General features: G+C 35.6%; 19 protein-coding genes. 13 read left to right on the top strand and 6 right to left on the bottom strand.

The features are described 5' to 3' along the window. Window positions 1-4: 4 nt before the first annotated feature. Entirely contained in the window at window positions 5-1,498 is a 1,494-nt protein-coding gene (locus AC5YGG_RS00540; RefSeq protein WP_496142478.1) for a DNA recombination protein RmuC, read from the bottom strand. Between AC5YGG_RS00540 and AC5YGG_RS00535 the strand changes: the two genes are divergently transcribed. From AC5YGG_RS00535 to AC5YGG_RS00515, 5 genes are all read left to right on the top strand, one after another. Then, the gene (locus AC5YGG_RS00535; protein ID WP_496142477.1) at window positions 1,443-2,303 is read left to right on the top strand and encodes a response regulator transcription factor; all 861 of its coding nucleotides are present in this window, start codon (window positions 1,443-1,445) and stop codon (window positions 2,301-2,303) included. The two genes, AC5YGG_RS00540 and AC5YGG_RS00535, sit on opposite strands and share 56 nt — an antisense overlap. After that, entirely contained in the window at window positions 2,303-3,655 is a 1,353-nt protein-coding gene (locus AC5YGG_RS00530) for a HAMP domain-containing sensor histidine kinase (protein ID WP_496142476.1), read from the top strand. The genes AC5YGG_RS00535 and AC5YGG_RS00530 overlap by 1 nt, the downstream gene beginning before the upstream one ends. Before the next feature lie 332 nt (window positions 3,656-3,987). Beyond that, on the top strand, window positions 3,988-5,262 hold the full coding sequence (locus AC5YGG_RS00525) for a TolC family protein (RefSeq protein ID WP_496142475.1): 1,275 nt from the start codon (window positions 3,988-3,990) through the stop codon (window positions 5,260-5,262). A gap of 63 nt (window positions 5,263-5,325) precedes the next feature. Further along, window positions 5,326-6,435 (top strand): efflux RND transporter periplasmic adaptor subunit, encoded by a 1,110-nt coding sequence (locus tag AC5YGG_RS00520; protein ID WP_496142474.1) that lies wholly within the window; start codon window positions 5,326-5,328, stop codon window positions 6,433-6,435. Next, window positions 6,435-9,533, top strand: coding sequence for an efflux RND transporter permease subunit (locus tag AC5YGG_RS00515; RefSeq protein ID WP_496142473.1), 3,099 nt, complete (start codon window positions 6,435-6,437; stop codon window positions 9,531-9,533). Before AC5YGG_RS00520 ends, AC5YGG_RS00515 begins: the two co-directional genes overlap by 1 nt. A 67-nt stretch (window positions 9,534-9,600) precedes the next feature. Here the strand turns inward: AC5YGG_RS00515 and AC5YGG_RS00510 are convergent, their stop codons facing one another. Continuing rightward, window positions 9,601-10,356 carry a DUF5995 family protein gene (locus AC5YGG_RS00510; protein ID WP_496142472.1) on the bottom strand — a complete coding sequence of 252 codons (756 nt, stop codon included), beginning with the start codon at window positions 10,354-10,356 and terminating at the stop codon, window positions 9,601-9,603. Window positions 10,357-10,424: 68 nt separating this feature from the next. Then, window positions 10,425-10,661 carry a hypothetical protein gene (locus AC5YGG_RS00505; protein ID WP_496142471.1) on the bottom strand — a complete coding sequence of 79 codons (237 nt, stop codon included), beginning with the start codon at window positions 10,659-10,661 and terminating at the stop codon, window positions 10,425-10,427. A gap of 260 nt (window positions 10,662-10,921) precedes the next feature. On the opposite strand from AC5YGG_RS00505, the gene AC5YGG_RS00500 reads away from it, so the two are divergent. Further along, entirely contained in the window at window positions 10,922-11,095 is a 174-nt protein-coding gene (locus AC5YGG_RS00500; RefSeq protein ID WP_496142470.1) for a hypothetical protein, read from the top strand. 51 nt (window positions 11,096-11,146) lie between these two features. Here AC5YGG_RS00500 and AC5YGG_RS00495 read toward each other — a convergent pair whose 3' ends face one another. The 3 genes from AC5YGG_RS00495 to AC5YGG_RS00485 all read right to left on the bottom strand — a co-directional run bounded on the left by AC5YGG_RS00495 (window position 11,147) and on the right by AC5YGG_RS00485 (window position 13,371). Further along, entirely contained in the window at window positions 11,147-11,614 is a 468-nt protein-coding gene (locus tag AC5YGG_RS00495; protein WP_496142469.1) for a YciI family protein, read from the bottom strand. 5 nt (window positions 11,615-11,619) lie between these two features. Next, window positions 11,620-12,798 carry a nicotinate phosphoribosyltransferase gene (gene pncB, locus AC5YGG_RS00490; protein WP_496142468.1) on the bottom strand — a complete coding sequence of 393 codons (1,179 nt, stop codon included), beginning with the start codon at window positions 12,796-12,798 and terminating at the stop codon, window positions 11,620-11,622. Window positions 12,799-12,894: 96 nt separating this feature from the next. After that, window positions 12,895-13,371 carry a Dps family protein gene (locus AC5YGG_RS00485; protein WP_496142467.1) on the bottom strand — a complete coding sequence of 159 codons (477 nt, stop codon included), beginning with the start codon at window positions 13,369-13,371 and terminating at the stop codon, window positions 12,895-12,897. 283 nt (window positions 13,372-13,654) lie between these two features. Here AC5YGG_RS00485 and AC5YGG_RS00480 point away from each other — a divergent pair, with 283 nt between their 5' ends. From AC5YGG_RS00480 to AC5YGG_RS00450, 7 genes are all read left to right on the top strand, one after another. Next, window positions 13,655-15,247 carry a DUF8728 domain-containing protein gene (locus AC5YGG_RS00480; RefSeq protein ID WP_496142466.1) on the top strand — a complete coding sequence of 531 codons (1,593 nt, stop codon included), beginning with the start codon at window positions 13,655-13,657 and terminating at the stop codon, window positions 15,245-15,247. Window positions 15,248-15,356: 109 nt separating this feature from the next. After that, the gene (rpsL, locus tag AC5YGG_RS00475) at window positions 15,357-15,770 is read left to right on the top strand and encodes a 30S ribosomal protein S12 (RefSeq protein ID WP_002983146.1); all 414 of its coding nucleotides are present in this window, start codon (window positions 15,357-15,359) and stop codon (window positions 15,768-15,770) included. A 23-nt stretch (window positions 15,771-15,793) separates the two neighbouring features. Beyond that, window positions 15,794-16,270, top strand: coding sequence for a 30S ribosomal protein S7 (gene rpsG / locus AC5YGG_RS00470; protein ID WP_027371737.1), 477 nt, complete (start codon window positions 15,794-15,796; stop codon window positions 16,268-16,270). A gap of 6 nt (window positions 16,271-16,276) precedes the next feature. Beyond that, entirely contained in the window at window positions 16,277-18,394 is a 2,118-nt protein-coding gene (gene fusA / locus AC5YGG_RS00465; protein ID WP_496142465.1) for an elongation factor G, read from the top strand. A gap of 16 nt (window positions 18,395-18,410) precedes the next feature. Then, window positions 18,411-18,716 (top strand): 30S ribosomal protein S10, encoded by a 306-nt coding sequence (gene rpsJ, locus AC5YGG_RS00460; RefSeq protein ID WP_002661363.1) that lies wholly within the window; start codon window positions 18,411-18,413, stop codon window positions 18,714-18,716. 123 nt (window positions 18,717-18,839) lie between these two features. Further along, window positions 18,840-19,406, top strand: a complete 567-nt coding sequence (locus tag AC5YGG_RS00455) for a GLPGLI family protein (RefSeq protein WP_496142464.1) — start codon at window positions 18,840-18,842, stop codon at window positions 19,404-19,406. A gap of 26 nt (window positions 19,407-19,432) precedes the next feature. Continuing rightward, window positions 19,433-19,636, top strand: coding sequence for a hypothetical protein (locus tag AC5YGG_RS00450; protein ID WP_496142463.1), 204 nt, complete (start codon window positions 19,433-19,435; stop codon window positions 19,634-19,636). Window positions 19,637-19,680 lie beyond the last annotated feature (44 nt).

Raw genomic sequence — 19,680 nt, 5'->3', positions numbered from 1 at the left:
ATTTTTATTCTATCAAATTACTATTGTCAATAAGGCTTTGTGGAAGATCCTTTTTGTTTTTAATCCCCAATGATTTCAGTTTTTGAGTCTGGATCACAAGATTATCATTTCCGGTATAGAGTTGCTTATAAGCATCATTGTAAACATTTTTGGCAAGATCAAGATTCCTTCCTACTTTTTCAAGGTTATCCACGAATCCTACAAATTTGTCGTATAATTTTGCTCCTCTTTCTGCAATTTCAAGGGAGTTTCTGTTCTGGTATTCGCGTTTCCAAAGATCTGCGATCAGTTTCAGAGAAGTGATAAGATTACTTGGATTAAGGAGAAGGATTCTTCTTTCGTAGGCGTAGTTCCAAAGGTTTTGATCTGCCTGCATTGCTGCAATATAAGCGGGTTCACTTGGGATAAACATCATCACAAAGTCCAGTGATTTTCCATAATCGTCATAAGCTTTCTGGCTAAGCTGCATAATATGGTTTTTGATGGAACCTAAATGCTGATTAAGTTTCATCAAATAAACATCCTGATCGGTTTCGTCTACCAATTCTGTGAAAGCTGTAAGAGAAACTTTAGAATCTATGATGACATTTCTTTCATCCGGATATTTTACAACAGCATCGGGACGCATTTTTTTACCGGAAAATTCTGAAAATAGTGCTTTATTATCTTCATCACGAAGTTCGTGTTCCAAAAAATATTCTCTACCTTTTACCAATCCTGATTTTTCAAGGATGCTTTCCAGAATCATTTCGCCCCAATTTCCCTGGGTTTTACTTTCTCCTTTTAATGCGCGGGTTAATTTTTTAGCATCTTCCGAGATTTGTTGATTCAGTTCTGCAAGTTCTTTTACTTTTTCTGCAAGAGAGAAGCGTTCTTTGTTTTCTTTTTCATATGCTTCATTAACTCTGTTTTTAAGGTCAGCGATTTTTTCCTGAAACGGCTCAAGGATATTTTTTAAGTTATTTTGATTTAAAGTAGTAAACTTTTCTGTTTTTTCTTCCAGAATTTTATTAGCAAGGTTTTCAAACTGTAGTTTGGATGCTTCCTGAATTTTTGTAATTTCTTCTTTTTGAGTATTAAGGGATTTCTGGAGACTTTCATTTTGTGCAGAAAGCTCAGAATTTTTAGCAAAGAAATTTTGTTTCTCGGCAATGAGAGTTTCTATCTGGAATTCCTGTTTGGTGATTATTTGTTTTTGCTCCTGAAATTGAGTGTTCAATGAAGAATATTGAGCAGAGATTTTAGCAAATTCATTTTTAAGATCGTTCAAAAGATCTTGTTGTTCTATATGTAATTCTTTTTCTTTGGTAAGGTTTTGTGCAAGCTCCTGGATCTTTGTATTTGAATTTTCCAGATCAGATTTATTTTTGATGTGTAAGAAATTTAATTCATCATAAGAGCTTCTTGAAACCATAGAAGATTTCAGGGCAAAGTATAAAATAATGGCTCCTAATGCTCCACCCGCAATACATCCGATAAGTAAATATGTCATCTCCATTCTTCAAAATTATGAAAAAAGGCTGGAAGTTTGTATCCTGTCATTCAGTTCGGAAAACTTTGTGGTAGATTCTTCTGGCTTCCGTTCTTCAGTCAGAATCCCTATATTTATGGGAAATTTCAGAAACATTATGAATATTTTATTGGTAGAGGACGATCAGAGAATTAGCAGTTTCCTCTTGAAAGGGCTTTCTGAGGCGGGACACAATATTACGCTTGCCGATTCCGGGGAAAAAGCCCGTGAAATTCTTCATACCTATGATTTTGATATTATTTTAATGGATATAATGCTCCCCGGATTGGATGGAATGCAGCTTACCCAAATTATAAGATTCAAAGGAAATTATACTCCGATTCTGGTTTTAAGTGCGCTGAACAGTCCTGATGATAAGATTAAGATGCTGGATTTGGGAGCGGATGATTATTTATCTAAACCGTTTCACTTTGAAGAGCTGATTTCAAGGATTAAAGCTTTAACAAGGCGTAATAAATTAAGTTATCAGAAAGAAGATCATCTTCTGTCCTGTGGGACGATTACGATTGATACAGATCTTCATAAAGTTACGCAAAATGGTAATGAAATTGAATTTTCTCCTACAGAATACAAACTTTTTACTTTTCTTATGGAGAATAAAAATAAAGTCCTGAGCAGAACTCAGATTCTGCATAATGTGTGGGGAATAGATTTTGACAGTGCAACGAATGTGGTGGATGTTTACATTTCCTACGTCCGTAATAAAATTGATGAGACAGAACAGAAAATCATTCATACCGTTAAAGGAACGGGATATTTAATTAAAGATTAATGACGCTTAGAAGCAGATTTACCCTTATTTCCAGCCTTTCGTTCGGCATTGTTTCTATCATCACATCGGCGGTGATATTTTTTGCCTATTATGACAGTACAAAGATTTTTTATTTTGAAAAGCTAAGGAATACGGCGCTTATTTCTGCTATTTATTACCTGGAGAAAGATGAGCTGCCAAAGGACAGGCATGCGCAGATCAAGAATGAATACAACCATCTGATCCAGAATAACAGAGTTGCCGTTTATAATCAGAATAATGAAGTAACGTTCGGTCAGAATCTGAATGACGGGAATATAAAGCTTTCTCATCTTCAGGCTGCAAGAAACAATAAAGGAACGCAGTTCATGTCTGATAACCAGTTTTACTATGGAATTTTTTATCCGGATAATCAGGGAGATTTTGTTGTTTTCGTAAAGTCACCGAATGATTCTTTTCAATCGCAGATCTGGCGCCTTTCCATTATTATGGTTTCTGTGCTTATTATCGGGCTGCTGGCAATTTATTTTTTGAGCCGTTATCTTTCAAAGGTTGTTTATAAACCAATTTCGAATGTTGTAGAGCGTATTAATAAAGTAGATTACAATAATATTTCTACAGCCATTACTTCAACAAATACCAACGACGAAATTGAAGATCTGATCAAATCTTACAATAAATTATTAGGTCGTATTTCTGAAAACGTTTTATTACAGCAGAATTTCATCAATTATGTGTCTCATGAATTTAAAACTCCACTCGCTGCTATTTCCGGTAATCTTGAAGTTTTTGCTCAAAAAGATAGAACTCCTGAAGAGTATAAGAAGGTAGCCAGAGAATCTTTGGAAAACGTTTATGAGATTGAAAATATACTCAATAATCTTCTTTTGATGTCAGGAATGACCAAGCTTGAATCTTCTCATAAGCAGGTGAGAGTAGATGAGCTGATCTGGAAAATTTATGAAAAACTGGAACCTAAAGCAAAAGAGAAACATTCAACCCTCAAAATAGAACTTCTTGTCGCAAAACCAACTTTGCTTGAATTACCAGGGAATGAGACTCTTTTATATCTTGCCCTTTATAATATTGTAGAAAACGCTATTAAATATTCTCAGGATCATCCCGTAGTTATCACTTTATCTGAAAATGATAACAAGCTGAATATCGAGGTTAAAGATCAGGGAAAAGGAATTGATGCTGAAGATCTTTTAAAAATTACAGATACTTTTTACAGAGGGAAGAATGTGAATGATATTAAAGGGAGTGGTATTGGACTATCATTGTCTAAAAGTATTTTTGATCATCACCATATTATAATGAAAATTGATTCCACAGTAAATGTGGGAACAAATGTTTTACTTGTTTTTCCCTGATCTGAAAATTTTAAGTCCGGCTAAAGCCATTTGGATTTTAATACACAGTAAACGGACTAAAGTCCGTTTCTATTATTTTTTGTAAAAAAATAATATTGTGGATATCGTGTTATCCGTGAATGAATTTTTGTTTTAAAAAAATTGCTGAATCTTCTTAATCAGCGGGCGTATTCAATAATTTAATCATCAGAATTGATCTCCTATCTCTCCATAAATTCATGTTCAGAAAAGCATTCTAATCAAACTCTAATGTTGAACTAATTGAATTTTAATTTCACTCGAAATTCCCTCTAATATTAGACGAATAGCTTTGTGGTCTTAAAATAAAGACCTTGAAGAAAATCTTTTTTACACTATTTTATATTCCTTGTTTCAGTTTCTTTTCAGCTCAGATTTCAGACACTTTGAAAATTGACAGAAAGGAAGCTGAAACAATTTTTCTATCCAAAAACCTGGATCTTATTGCTCAGAAGCTTGAAATTTCTCAGGCTGAAGCAAGAGCTGTACAGGCTAAATACTGGCCTAATCCTACCTTAAGCATTAGTGAGGTAAATCTTTGGAGAACTTATGATATCGAAGAACAGCCTGCGCTTATCGGGAATTGGGGGAAGAATACTCAGATCTCTGCGGAAATAGAGCAGGTCATTCAAACGGCTGGAAAACGAAGAAAAAATATTGAGCTACAGAAAATAGAAGTAGAAGGTGAGAAGTATGAATTGCAGGAAGTATTGCGTGAGCTCAAGAAGACGTTAAGGAATACGATTACTGAGATTTTATATAATCAGGAACAGCAGAAAATTTATCATGGACAAATTGCTTCTATCGAAAAATTAACCAAGTCTTATAATAATCAATTAAATCTTGGGAATATCAGTAAGGCGGAATATATTCGTCTGAAGGCACAGGAAATTGAGTTTAAGAAAAAGCTTGTTTCGCTAAAGCAGGAAATTGAGGACCAGCAGGCAGAATTGAAATCTTTGTTAATGATTCCTTCTAACCATTATCTCGTCATTTCGGATGCTTTTACCATGCCGGAGAAACAGCTTTCAGAAGTTGAATTGACACAATGGCTAGAGAAAGCGAAAGAAAACCGTCCGGATATCCTGATCTCTAGAAATAAAGAAAAACACGCAGCGAAGAATCTTGAAATTCAGAATGCGATGAAAACACCTGATGTGGCAGTTTCAATAGGATATGATCGCGGTGGAAATATTATGAAAGATTTCATTGGGTTAGGTCTTTCCGTTGACCTCCCTATTTTCGACAGAAATAAAGGGAATATTCAGGAAGCGAAACTTGAGATTGAAAAAAGTAAGAATGAAACCCTCAAAAGTATGCTGAAATCTGAGAATGAAATTGTTTCAGTCTTTAGAAATTATATTCGGACTCAGGAAGTTTCTGAAGAAATAGATGATACTTACGAATCTACATTAGATGGTTTGCTGGTAAGTCATGAAAAGAATTTCAGGTTAAGGAACATCAGCATGCTTGAATATATGGACTTTCTGGATACTTATATCGGAAATAAGATGATCATTCTTGATACTAAAAAAGAACTCAATCAATACTATGAAAACCTGCAATATGTTGTAGGACAAGATTTATAAGGCATTTTGATTTTTTAAATAAAACTCCTCATTCCTTATCAAAAAACATAAACATCTATGATAATGAACACTACCAAATATATTGCAGTAATATACCTGTCTGCCATAATTACGCTTACAGGTTGTAAAGATCAAAAGCAGAATACTGAAGCAGAGAAAGGCTACTGTATCAGTAAAGAGCTTAAAAAAGATATTAAACTTGCCAAAGCAGAAATGCTTCCCATTGAAGAAAGTATAACGCTTACCGGGGAAGTAGAAAGTAATTCTGATAAAACAGTTCCGTTTGTAAGTCTTGTAGATGGAGTTGTCATAGATACTTATTTCTCTTTGGGAGATTATGTGAAAAAAGGGCAGGTGCTGGCTAGTGTAAAAAGTACAGCGGTGAATGAAATGCAGGACGACACCCAGACATTACAGGCACAGCTTGCCGTAGCAAAAAGAAAACTGGCATCCGTAGAAGCTATGTACAAAGATGATATTGCCTCGCAAAAAGATCTTCAGGAAGCAAAAGCAGAAGTTACCATATTACAGTCTAATATTTCCAAAACTCAGAAAAATATGCAGCTGTATTCAGCGGGAGGCAATACCATTCAGATTAAAGCTCCAGCAGACGGATATGTTATTACTAAAAATATTTCCAAAGGAATGCCTGTAACGGCTGGCGGAGATCAGCTTTTTACTATTTCCAATCTGGATAAGGTTTGGGTAATGGCAAATGTGTATGCTACCAATATGAGACATGTTTATGTGGATCAGCCGGTTGTTGTAAAGACGCTAGCATATCCTGATGACAGCTTTTCAGGAAAGATCAATAATATCTCTCAGGTTTTTAATGAAAATGAAAGAGTATTGAAGGCAAAAATTATTATGGATAATAACGGAATGAAGCTAAGACCGGGAATGTCTGCAGATGTTGTCTTACCTGTTAATTCCCAGAACAAAAGTGCTCTGGCAATTCCAGCAAAAGCTTTAATTTTTGATAATAACCAGAGCTATGTAGTGGTATACAAAAAAGATTGTGAATTGGAGATCAGACCTGTAACAGAGATTGCTTCCAACAGTCAATACATCTATGTGGAAGGAAACTTAAACCAAGGTGAAAACGTCATCGCATCCAATGGATTACTGATCTACGAAAATCTGAAAACACAATTAAATAACTCCAAGAAGTAATGCGAAAATTTGTACAGAATATAGTTTCCTTTTCTTTAAAGAACTCACTGATTGTTCTTTTAGGGACGTTTCTTTTGCTGCTTGGAGGAATCTATTCTTATATACATACTCCGATTGAAGCATTTCCGGATGTTACGAATACAAGAGTAAGAGTAATTACCCAATGGCCTGGAAGGAGTGCCGAGGAAATAGAGAAATTTGTTACCCTTCCGATTTCCAAAGAAATGAATGCCATTCCCAATAAAACTTCGGTGCGTTCTATTTCTTTATTCGGATTATCTGTGGTTACAGTAATTTTTGATGATCATGTCAATGATTTTTATGCCCAGCAATATGCATCCAATAAACTTGGGAATGTAGACCTTCCAAACGGCGCTGAATATAGTATTGAGCCTCCATCTGGAGCAACCGGTGAAATTTACAGATATATTATTAAAAGTAAACTTCCCATCAAAGAAGTGACAGCGATTCAGGATTGGGTGGTTGAAAGAGAATTGCTTGCCGTTCCCGGAGTTGCTGATATTGTAAGCTTTGGCGGTGAAGAAAAAACATATGAAATAAAAATTAATCCTACAGAATTGCACAATTATGACCTTTCCCCCCTGGATGTGTATGAAGCAGTTTCGAGGAGTAATATTAATGTAGGAGGAGATGTTGTTGCAAAAGGAGATCAGGCTTATGTAGTGCGGGGGATCGGTCTTTTAGAGAAAAAAGAAGATATTGAAAATATTCAGATCGAAGTAAAAGGCTCTACACCTATTTTGGTAAAACATGTGGCTGAAGTGAAAATCTCTGCAAAGCCAAGATTAGGACAGGTAGGTTATAATAAAGAAAATGACGTCGTAGAAGGCATTGTAATTATGCTTCGTGGTGAGAATCCAAGTGAAGTAATCGCAAGACTTAAAGACAGAATAGAAGAACTGAATGGCGGAGAATTACCAGGAGATGTTCAGATTGTTCCGATTATTGATCGTACCGAGCTAGTGAATACTACTGTAAACACCGTTTCCAAAAACCTGATTGAAGGTGTTATTTTGGTTTCCATCATTGTATTTATATTCCTGTACAACTGGAGAACGACATTTATTGTGGCTTCTGTGATTCCGTTGGCATTCCTTTTTGCAATTATTATGCTGAAAATCCAGGGACTTCCGGCTAACCTTATTTCTATGGGTGCGCTTGACTTTGGATTGCTGTTGGAAGGAACGCTCGTCATTGTAGAACATGTATTTGTTGCGCTTGAGCTTAAAGCTAAGAAAATAGGACTTCGAAGATTCAATAAAATTTCTAAGCTTGGAATTATTAAGAAGAGTGCCGGAAGTGTAGCAAGCTATATTTTCTTTGCCTTGCTGATCCTGATTGTTGCCTTGTTACCAATCTTCTCATTCCAGAAAGTAGAAGGGAAAATGTTCTCACCATTAGCATTTACCTTAGGATATGCTTTATTGGGATCATTAATTCTGAGTTTAACATATGTTCCGGCAATGTGTAAGCTTTTATTGACTAAAAATATTGAAGAGAAGGAAAACTTTATTTCAAGATTCTTTAGAGTGAATATCTATAGAATTTATGAGTTCAGTATTCTTTATAAGAAAGGCTTTATTATCGGTTTTCTCACCCTGTTAGCAATTTGCGGATGGAGATTTTCAAACTACGGATCAGAATTTTTACCCAAACTGAATGAAGGAGCTATTTATGTACGTGCCACGCTTCCCAATAGTGTAAATCTGGATGAATCTGTACGACTGACTAAAGAAATGAAAGACATCCTGATGAAGTATGACGAAGTGAAATTCGTGATGACCCAAACCGGGCGTCCCAATGATGGAACAGACCCTACAGGATTCTTCAATATTGAATTCAATATCCAGCTGAAACCTGAAAAAGAGTGGAAAAAGAAAATATCCAAAGAAGAACTTCTTGAGGAAATGAGAAGCTCCCTTGAAAAATATCCGGGAATTAACTTTGGATTCAGCCAGCCGATTCAGGATAATGTGGAAGAATATGTAGCAGGAGTGAAAGCGCCATTGGTAATTAAAATATTTGGGAATGATTTATTTGAACTGGAAAACTATGCTAATCAGGTAGCAAACTCTATCAGAACTGTTCCCGGAATTTCAGATGTCAATGTTTTTAAAAATATCGGACTTCCTGAATTAAGAATACAGCTTCATGATTCAAAAATGGCAAAATACGGAGTTTCTACAGCCGATGCACAAGCCGTAATCGAAATGACGATTGGCGGACAGGCAGCTACCAAGTTTTACGAACAGGAAAGAATGTTTGATGTCATGCTGAGATTTGAAAAAGATTATCGTGATACCCCTGAAAAAATGGGAAATATTTTAATTCCAACCCAGGATAATAAAAAAGTACCATTGAAGGAAATTGCAACCATTGATTATCATACCGGTCCATCATTTATTTATCGTGAAGGTAACAGCCGGTATATCGGAGTAGGCTTCAATATTGAAGGGCGTGATTTGGGAAGTACAATCAAAGAAGCGAAAGAAAAAGTAGATAAAGAAGTAAAACTTCCTAAAAATCATAAAATGACGTGGGCAGGAGAATTTGAAAGTAAAGAAAGAGCCGCAAAACAATTGGCAATGGTTGTCCCTATTTCACTTGTATTGATTCTGATGCTGTTGTATTTCAACTTTGGAAATCTAAAAGACACATTGATCTCTTCCATTACACTGGCATTTGCTTTCATTGGCGGATTTTTATCACTCTGGTTTACGGGAACCATTTTTGGTATCTCTGCGGGAATTGGTTTTATCATTCTTTTCGGAGTCGCTACTATTGACGGTATCGTCCTCATTGGAGTGATGAAAGAAAATCTTCAGAACAGAATGTCTCTTAAAGAAGCAATCTCCGAAGGAGTAAAAAGCAGAATACGTCCGGTGGTAATGATTGCCCTGATGGGTTCTATGGGGCTTCTGCCGGCAGCTATGTCCAACGGAATGGGTTCTGAAATCCAAAAACCCTTAGCAATCATGATTGTAGGAGGATTAATCATTTGTATGCTGCTGTCATTTACAGTATTACCGATTGTATTTTATTATGCTTATCGCAAAAAGCATAAAGAAGCAATATAGTTTCTTTTTTATTTGTTCATTATTTGGTCGGGATCCGTGAGGAAGATCCCGACCTTTTATTTTTAGACTAGATAGCCTTTGTCGATTCCAGGATTTCAATATTTTTTACCACATCATTACTTTCGCATTTTTTTAATTCTTTGAGAAGGGCAGGAGTGAGGATTTTCGGATTCAAAATCTGTGAGGCTACTTTTGCCGCCGCATAATCTACAATATTGATAACAGATTCTCTCAGAAAATTAGGCGTGTTTGATGTGATAACAGCTGTTGCCCACGAAGTATCTCTTGCTTTTGAAATCGCAAAGTCAAGTACGGCATTATCCTTTCCATTAGAAAGCTGATCTATGAGTTCAACCGGATAGCATATCTTATTCAGAGAATCCTGAACCTTTTGATTGATAGAAGCGATAACATTATTAATATTTTCGAAATCCTTTTTCAATGGATTGATCTTTCGGTAAGGCATAATGGTTGCCGCTGAAATTCCCAGATCCAGATTAATATGGGCGTTCATCCCTAGGAAGATATGTTGCAGTATCAGAAAATCTTTATTTTTGGTTGCTTCAAAAGCAATATACCAAGAGTTACTACATTTTTTTCCTTTGCTGTAATTTTCCCAGGCTTCAAGATATCTTTGGGCAAAAGCAATATCAAGCAGGATCATTCTTAGATTATCCTCAAACTTTTTTTGTTGAATTCCCCTCAGAACCTGAGCTGTCATAATTCTGTAGGTACAGGCAAAATATCCTGCAGAGCTTTTATTTTCTTTACACCAGATGATTATTTCATCGAGCTTTTTCAGGACCTCTTCAATAGTTTTCATGGTATGGTTTCTTTACTTTAAAGATAATAAAAAAGTGAGCCGGAAAGCTCACCTATATTGTTTATCAGTTATGGAATAATTACAATCGGATCCGGAAAAGGTTCAAGAATCAACGGTTTACACATTGCAGCTGGTACACATTGGTCTCCCATGCATATAAAATTAGTCATAGTGGTTGAGCCGTCAGGACATTGGATCATGGCTTCTCCAGGACATCCTCCGGGGCATGGTGCCGGATATAAATAACCACCGAATACTTCTTTCAGATCTGTTCTCGAAAGCGGAGATAAGTTTAATTTTTTCATGTGATTCATTTTTAATATGAGTTTATTTTGTAATAGTCTTATAATGAATGGTCTATGTTTTTTTTAATAATGTTAAATTAATAAAAATAAATCATTTGATAAAGAAATATTTATGAGGAATTTTAATTTTATTTAATATAATCATTTGAAATATAGTATTTTGATAATTATATTGTATATTTAATTCATTTTAAAGAGAAATAAATAAGAGGTATCCGAAAATCTTAAAGAGTAGGAAATTAACACTAAACTAAATAACTATGAAAAACGTAAAAGCTTTAAACAGGAAAGAATTAAAGTCTATCAATGGTGGTGAATATACCAACTGCGAGGTTCCATTAGAATATGGAGTTTGTAAACCTGGGTATACTTTCTGCAGCAATCCATATTGCTGTGTACAGCCCAATAGACCATATATGTGTATAGATTATTAAAAAATGAGAGGCTTTCAAAAATGAAAGCCTCTATTATTTATGGATGAGATATTAAGGATTTTCCTGTGTTATTTCATCATGATGTTTAAGATATAAAGGTAATGCTGCTGAACCATACCATGGGAAGATTTCATAACTGAAAACACCAGCCTGAACTGCCGGGTCAGTTTTCACCCATTGTTCCGCTTCCTCCTTAGATTTTGTATTGAATATAAACATGCCACGGTAGTTTTCTTTATTCATTTCCAAAAAAGGTCCTGCAACTACTATTTTACCCTCGCCGGCAAGCTTTTGAATATTCCCCATGTGCCCTTTCATCAGTTCTCCCATCTTGGCTTTGTCCTCAATCTTTGCTGTGCCTGTGGTAAGCATAACAATCGTGTAGGCTTTCATACCATATTTATCAGCACCTAATGAAGTTGCGAGTTCCTGATTAAACTTCGGTTTTTCCTTTTTTTGCTGGGCAAAAGTGAAGCCTATGACAAAAATAAAAAAGGAAAGGAATATTCTCAGTCTCATATTTTTTAGTTTTTTATTCTTAAAAATTCTTTGGCAAGTTCAATCATTTTAGGGTCTCCCGTATATTTACCATGCTCATCAGAAAGTTTTACCGTAGGAATCCATTCCTTGTTGGGTGCCTGAACACCGATAAGTTTCATAACAATATTCATTGGTTTCAGTCCTACATCATTCGTAAGATTGGTTCCTATGCCAAAAGAAATACCTATTTTTCCACGGCAGTAATTGGTGATTTCCTCTACTTTTTCAAGATTTAAAGCATCAGAGAAGATGATATATTTAAACATCGGGTTGATGCCGTTTTTCTGATAATGAGCAATGGTTTTATCTGCAAATTCCAACGCGTCGCCGCTATCATGACGTACACCATCAAAAAGTTTTGCAAATTTTTTATCAAACTGCTGGAAGAAAACATCTGTAGTATAAGTATCTGAAAGGGCAACTCCCAGATCCCCTCTGTATACATCTACCCAGTGTTCCAAAGCCAGTTCATTCGCCATTTTGAAGCCATATTCCGCAGCGTGGAACATAAACCATTCATGAGCATGCGTTCCGATTGGCTTTACACCATATTTCATTGCAAAATGTACATTAGAACTTCCGATAAAAGTAGACTCTTTTTTCTTGGTCAATGCTTCCATAACCAGATTTTGTACCTTATAAGAATGTCTTCTTCTGGTCCCGAATTCGGCAAAGGTAACGCCTAATCTTGCCAGAGAATCTGCCTTTTCGATTGTTTTGCTCATTACGACATCATTAGAATCTCTTTCCATATGATTCATTTCGTAATGAAGTTCGCTGATTAAAGCCAATAAAGGGACTTCCCAAAGAATTGTTCTGTACCAGAGACCTTCAACGATCACGGAAAGATCACCTCCTTCCTGATGAATTTTTACTTCAGATGGGTCATAATGATAACCTTCAAGGAAATCAAGGTAAGGTAAATCAATATAAGGGCAGGTTCTTGCCATGAATTTCTTTTCATCTTTGGTAAGCTTCAGTTCAGCCATTTTATTCACTGCTTCTTTTAAAGCTTGATCAAACCCCGGCGGAAAGTGGTGTTTACCCCTGTTGATAAATTCATATTTTACAATAGAATTAGGAAATAGTTTCACCACAGCATTCTGCATGGTTATTTTATAGAAATCGTTATCTAGGATAGAGTTTAGTCTTACGTCGTTCATAATATGTGTAATTTTAACGCAAATATAGAGAATTAAAATAAAAATCGCCTAAATGTAAGGCGATTTTTTTGAAATATTTCGAGGATATTCATTAACTTATTTTCCCAGATAGGAATTGTACATCCAAACTTCTTTCTCCTGCTCTGTAATATAGTCGCTCATCTGAGAATTGGTTCCTTCATCTCCCGCTTGGTCAGTTATGTCCAAAAGCTCTCTTTGAAGATCAATAACTACTTTGAAAGAACTTAAGATTTGCTCAACACTTTTAGTGCCATCGGATACTTCTTTACTTTCCTTAATCGTTGCTACTTTTAAGTAATCCGAATAGTTGTGAGCCGGAGTTGCTCCTAATGTTAAGATTCTTTCAGCAATTTCATCAATTTTTAAAACAAGACTGTTATATAGTTCCTCGAACTTTGGATGAAGAGTAAAGAACTGATCACCTTTGATGTTCCAGTGAGAACCTCTTGTATTCTGATAAAACACGGAATAGTTGGCTAAAAGGATATTTAATTTTTCTGAAATGTTTTTGCAGTCGGCTTCTTTAAGTCCGATAATACTAGCGTTTTTCATATGTATATATTTATTTTTTAGAGTCGTATTTAATCAATAATATATTGATTGGTAAGAAAAGTATTGTGATACTGAATGATTGTTTTTCTCATCTATCCCAAATTTACGAAATATCGTGCCGAACTACCAGGTTTATCAATAGAAGATAACTATCATAAAGTTTTTTAAAATAGTTTGGATGTATTGTAGAGTCTCAAAGAAGGTGTCTTTATGAATAATTATTTAGGATTGTGGGTTTACAGCAGATGATGCTTATCTTTGAAGCTTATATTTATCATTAATCATGAAAGCACTCCAAAACGTAGGATTACGCAGTTTTTTATGGTCTTTAATTCTTTTTTTCTCCGTTTGTCTGTTTTACTATATCAGTTCAGCGATGAAAACAGATGGACATTACACTTATCTTTTGGATGATGCTTATATTCATCTTGCTATTGCGAAGAACTTTGCGCTCTATGATATTTGGGGAATGACGAAATACCAGTTTTCCTCTACATCCTCATCGCCATTATTTACTTATATCCTCAGTGTGCTGATTACTGCTTTTGGAAATAATGATCAGATTCCATTGTATTTCAATAGTATTTTCAGTGCCGGCATTATATATATCCTTTCTATATACTACGCTGAGGTTCTCAAGGGAGTAAAAGAAACGGTTCTTGCTGTTCTTTTCACGGTATTTTTTATTGTTCTTCAGATCAATCTTCTTTCAGGAATGGAGCATGTTTTCCAGGTATTTTTATTTGTTATTAATATCTTTTGCTTTTATCACCTAAAACAGAGCAAAACAGTAATGTTTGGTTTCTATCTCAGTATTTTGCTGATGGGATTGGTGCGCTTTGAAAGTATGTTCTATTTTGTGATTCTGGCATTTATGTTTGCTCTTGTCAGGAAATGGAAAGATGCAGTATTGGTTTTGTTGCTAGGATTTATACCTATCATAGCTTTCTGTGCTTATAATTACCAGCAGGATGGTTATTTTTTTCCAAATTCTGTTGTGGTGAAAGGCACCAGACTGAGTTTTGATTCCAATATAATACAGCAGCTTAAAGTAATTCTACTGGATAATCTTCTGCTGAATATCAGTTTTTATAAAGTAGGTATTTTTCCTGTTTTACTTTGTTCCATTTTGGTTTATAGAGATTTCGGGGTAAAGAAGTTACAGGACACCCTGAAGGATAATTTTTTATTGATCGTGTTTTCCTTACTGATGATCTGTCACTGCATGTTTGCTGATCTGAAAGGGCATTTGCGTTATGAAGCTTATATCCTTACCGGATTTTGTATGACATTGATTCCAAAGTGTAAAGAACTGTTTTCGGATTTCAATAATTATATTAAAAAAGAAAAGATAATCACCATACTGATTGCGGTCAATGCATTACTTCTTATATATAAAGGAGGAGTTGCTCACAGGATTATGATAGGTGGAGGGAAGAATATTTATGAGCAGCAGGTACAGTCTGCAAAATTTCTACATCAGTTTTATAATGATTCTAAAGTTGTAGCCAATGATATCGGGGCTGTATGTTATTATACCAATATTCATTTGCTTGATATTGCCGGTTTAGGTTCTGTGGAAACGATCAGCTTTAATGAAGGGAAAAAGAAGTTTGACGCAAAATTCGGAAACTTTCTTACTCAATACAGTACTGATCATAGATATGATATTGCTGTTGTATATGAAGGCTGGCTTCAGGGATATGTTCCTTCAGGATGGAAAAAAGCAGCTGTTCTGAAAATTGAAGAAAGAGTAACGGTGGCAAGACTGGAAGTTTCCATCTACGCTATCAATATAAAGAACCTTGAGCAGTTGAAACAAAATATTAAAAAATTTAATTGGAATAAAAACGTTACCGTCACAATCGTTGATTAAATGTAAGTCTCTGTTAATTAATTTTTAATAAAAAAGATTATTTGCACATAACTGCTTGTTAATTAAAAAAAAATTATTATTTTTGCACCCTAAAATAAAAAGCAATTAAATGCCTACTATTCAACAATTAGTAAGAAAAGGAAGAGCCACGCTTGCCAAGAAGAGCAAATCGGCTGCCCTTGATTCTTGTCCACAAAGACGTGGTGTATGTACGAGAGTATATACTACTACACCTAAGAAACCTAACTCTGCACTTAGAAAAGTAGCAAGGGTAAGACTTTCAAACGGTAAAGAAGTTAACGCCTATATCCCGGGCGAAGGACACAATCTTCAAGAGCACTCGATAGTATTGGTTAGAGGCGGAAGGGTGAAAGACCTACCGGGAGTACGTTACCACATCGTAAGAGGTGCATTAGACACAGCTGGTGTAAATGGAAGAACTCAGAGAAGATCTAAGTACGGAGCTAAGAGACCTAAACCAGGACAAGCTGCTGCAGCTCCTGCAAAAGGTAAGAAAAAATAATCATTAAATAAGGTACAGAAGCAATGAGAAAGACAAAAGCGAAAAAAAGACCGTTGTTACCAGATCCGAAGTTTAATGATCAATTGGTAACGAGATTCGTAAACAACTTAATGCTAGACGGTAAGAAGTCTATCGCATTCAAAATTTTCTATGATGCATTAGATATCGTAGAAACTAAAAAAGGAGAAACTGAAAAAACTGCACTTGAAATCTGGAAAGATGCATTAACTAACGTTATGCCTCACGTAGAAGTACGTTCTAGAAGAGTAGGTGGAGCTAACTTCCAGATCCCTATGCCAATCAGAGCTGATAGAAAAATTTCTATGGCAATGAAATGGTTAATTAGCTACTCTAAAAAGAGAAATGATAAGTCTATGGCTTTGAAATTAGCTAACGAAGTTGTAGCTGCTTCAAGAGAAGAAGGTGCAGCTTTCAAAAAGAAAACTGATACTCACAAAATGGCGGAAGCTAACAAAGCGTTTTCACACTTTAAATTCTAATCTGAAATGGGTAGAGATCTTAAATTTACAAGAAATATTGGTATTGCTGCTCACATTGATGCGGGTAAGACTACCACTACAGAAAGGATTTTATTCTATACAGGTGTAAACCACAAAATTGGAGAAGTTCACGACGGTGCTTCTACAATGGACTGGATGGAGCAGGAAGCAGAAAGAGGTATTACTATTACTTCTGCTGCAACTACTTGTTCTTGGAACTTTCCAACAGACCAAGGAAAACCTTTAGCTGATACTAAAGCTTATCACTTCAACATCATCGATACACCGGGACACGTTGACTTCACTGTAGAAGTAAACAGATCTTTAAGAGTATTAGATGGATTGGTATTCTTATTCTCTGCAGTAGATGGAGTAGAGCCTCAGTCTGAAACAAACTGGAGACTTGCTGACAACTACAAAGTTGCTAGAATGGGATTCGTAAACAAAATGGACAGACAAGGTGCTGACTTCCTTAACGTGGTAAACCAGGTTAAAGATATGTTAGGATCTAACGCAGTTCCAATCGTTTTACCAATCGGTGCTGAAGAAGATTTCAAAGGTGTAGTTGACTTAATTAAAAACAGAGCGATCATCTGGGATGAAGCTGGACAAGGTGCTACTTTCGAGGTAGTTCCAATTCCTGAAGACATGAAAGATGAAGTTCTTGAATATAGAGAGAAATTAGTAGAAGCTGTTTCTGAATATGACGAGACTTTAATGGAGAAATTCTTTGAAGATCCGGATTCAATTACAGAAGAAGAAATCAATGCTGCATTGAGAGCTGCTACTATCGATTTATCTATTATCCCAATGACTTGTGGTTCTTCATTCAAGAATAAAGGAGTACAGTTTATGTTGGATGCAGTATGTAAATACTTGCCTTCTCCATTGGATAAAGATGATATCAAAGGTACTGACCCAAGAACAGATGCTGAAATTACAAGAAAGCCATCTGTAGATGAGCCTTTCTCTGCTTTGGCATTTAAGATTGCTACTGACCCGTTCGTGGGAAGATTAGCATTCTTCAGAGCATATTCTGGAAGACTAGATGCTGGTTCTTATATCTTGAACACTCGTTCAGGAGATAAAGAAAGAATCTCTAGAATCTATCAGATGCACGCTAACAAGCAAAACCCAGTAGAATATATTGAAGCTGGTGATATTGGTGCAGCGGTAGGATTCAAGTCTATCAAAACTGGTGATACGATGTGTGACGAGAAAAACCCAATCATTCTTGAATCGATGGTTTTCCCTGATCCGGTAATCGGTATCGCTGTTGAGCCTAAAACTAAAGCTGACCAGGATAAAATGGGTAACGCTTTAGCTAAATTGGCTGAAGAAGATCCAACGTTTACTGTAAGAACTGACGAGGCTTCTGGACAAACGATCATCTCTGGTATGGGTGAGCTTCACTTAGATATCATTGTTGACCGTATGAAGAGAGAATTCAAGGTTGAAGTAAACCAAGGACAACCTCAGGTAGAGTACAAAGAAAACTTAACAAAAGTTGCTCAACACAGAGAAGTTTACAAAAAACAATCTGGTGGTAAAGGTAAATTTGCTGACATTGTATTTGAACTAGGACCTGCAGACGAAGGTAAAGTTGGTTTAGAATTCATCAATGAGATCAAAGGTGGTAACGTTCCTAGAGAATTCGTTCCTGCAATTGAAAAAGGATTTAAAGCTGCAATGAAGAACGGTCCATTGGCTGGTTTCGAAGTTGAAGGTATTAAAGTTACTCTTAAAGATGGATCTTTCCACGCAGTGGATTCTGATGCACTTTCTTTCGAAATGGCTGCTAAATTAGGATTTAAAGAAGCGGGACGTGCTGCTAAGCCAGTAATTATGGAGCCTATTATGAAACTGGAAGTTGTAACTCCAGAAGAATATATGGGTAACATCATTGGTGACCTTAACAAGAGAAGAGGTACAATCAGTGGTCAGGAAGAGAAAAATGGAGCTGTTGTAATCAAAGGTTCTGTTCCACTTTCTGAAATGTTTGGATACGTAACTACTCTAAGAACACTTTCATCAGGAAGAGCTACTTCTTCTATGGAATTAGAGAAGTACCAAGCTACTCCACAAAACGTTGCTGAAGAAATCATAGCTAAAGCAAAAGGTTAATTTTTAAATTAAAGAAATGTCACAAAGAATCAGAATAAAACTAAAATCTTACGATTACAACTTGGTAGACAAGTCTGCTGAGAAAATCGTAAAAACGGTAAAGGCTACTGGTGCTGTTGTAAACGGTCCAATTCCATTACCAACGAATAAGAGAATCTTCACAGTGTTGAGATCTCCGCACGTAAACAAGAAAGCAAGAGAGCAGTTCCAATTATCAGCTCACAAGAGACTAATGGATATCTACTCTTCTTCTTCTAAAACTGTTGATGCTCTAATGAAATTAGAACTTCCTTCAGGTGTAGACGTTGAAATTAAAGTGTGATAACTGCATACTTTGCAATGATTATAGAATCCGTTCCTTTTTAGGAACGGATTTTTTATTTTTGAAGCCAATTGTATTTTAGTATTACAAACATTCTTGATACTTTTGATTTAAATTAATACCATGAAAAAACTATTACTACTGCTATTCCCCTTGCTGTTTAGTGCACAGACCCATCGTTTCATTTACCAGTTTCAGTATAAAACAGATTCATTGACAAAAGAACTGAGTAAAGACAATATGATTTTGGATATTAATCCTGATAATGTTAAGTTTTATCCTTACTCTTACGCTGAAACCGACTCTTTAAATATTATTCGTGGTCAGAGAAGATCGAGATGGGATGATCACCTTCCTGCTGTTATCAGAAAAAAAGATTCTTTTGAAAATACTTCATTGATTTTACTGAATGATCTTTATTCTTTAAAATCAATAGACAAAATGAACTGGAAACTTCTGAATGATACAAAAGTGGACGGACAGTATACCTTGCAGAAAGCAACCACCACTTTCGGAGGCAGAAAATGGGAAGCCTGGTTTTGTAAAGATATTAATTTAAGTGAAGGACCCTATAAGTTCCGTGGACTTCCGGGGCTGATCTTTGAGGTAGAAGACACTCAGAAGAATTATATTTTCAAACTTGCTAAAAGCATGAAACTTCCCAAAACCTATGAAACACCATTCCTGTAAATGATAAGATCATCGCAAAAAAACAATTGGAACTCTACAATGATCCACTACATGATATTGCAGAAGCATTTAAGTCCAATACCAATCCAGACAATACATTTTATGTTTTAGGAGTACAGGTAAAAAGCATAGACCAGCTGAAAGGAATGTCTGATGAAAGAAGAAAAATGATCCTCAAAGAAAACAATCCTATCGAAATTGATAAAGCGGTGAAATATCCTTTAAATTGATTAAATAAATACCTGTTTATCCCTTCATCATTTATCTCTTTTTA

This window comes from Chryseobacterium sp. CS2K3 (assembly GCF_059515185.1).
This window is presented reverse-complemented; position numbering and strand designations above follow the sequence as displayed.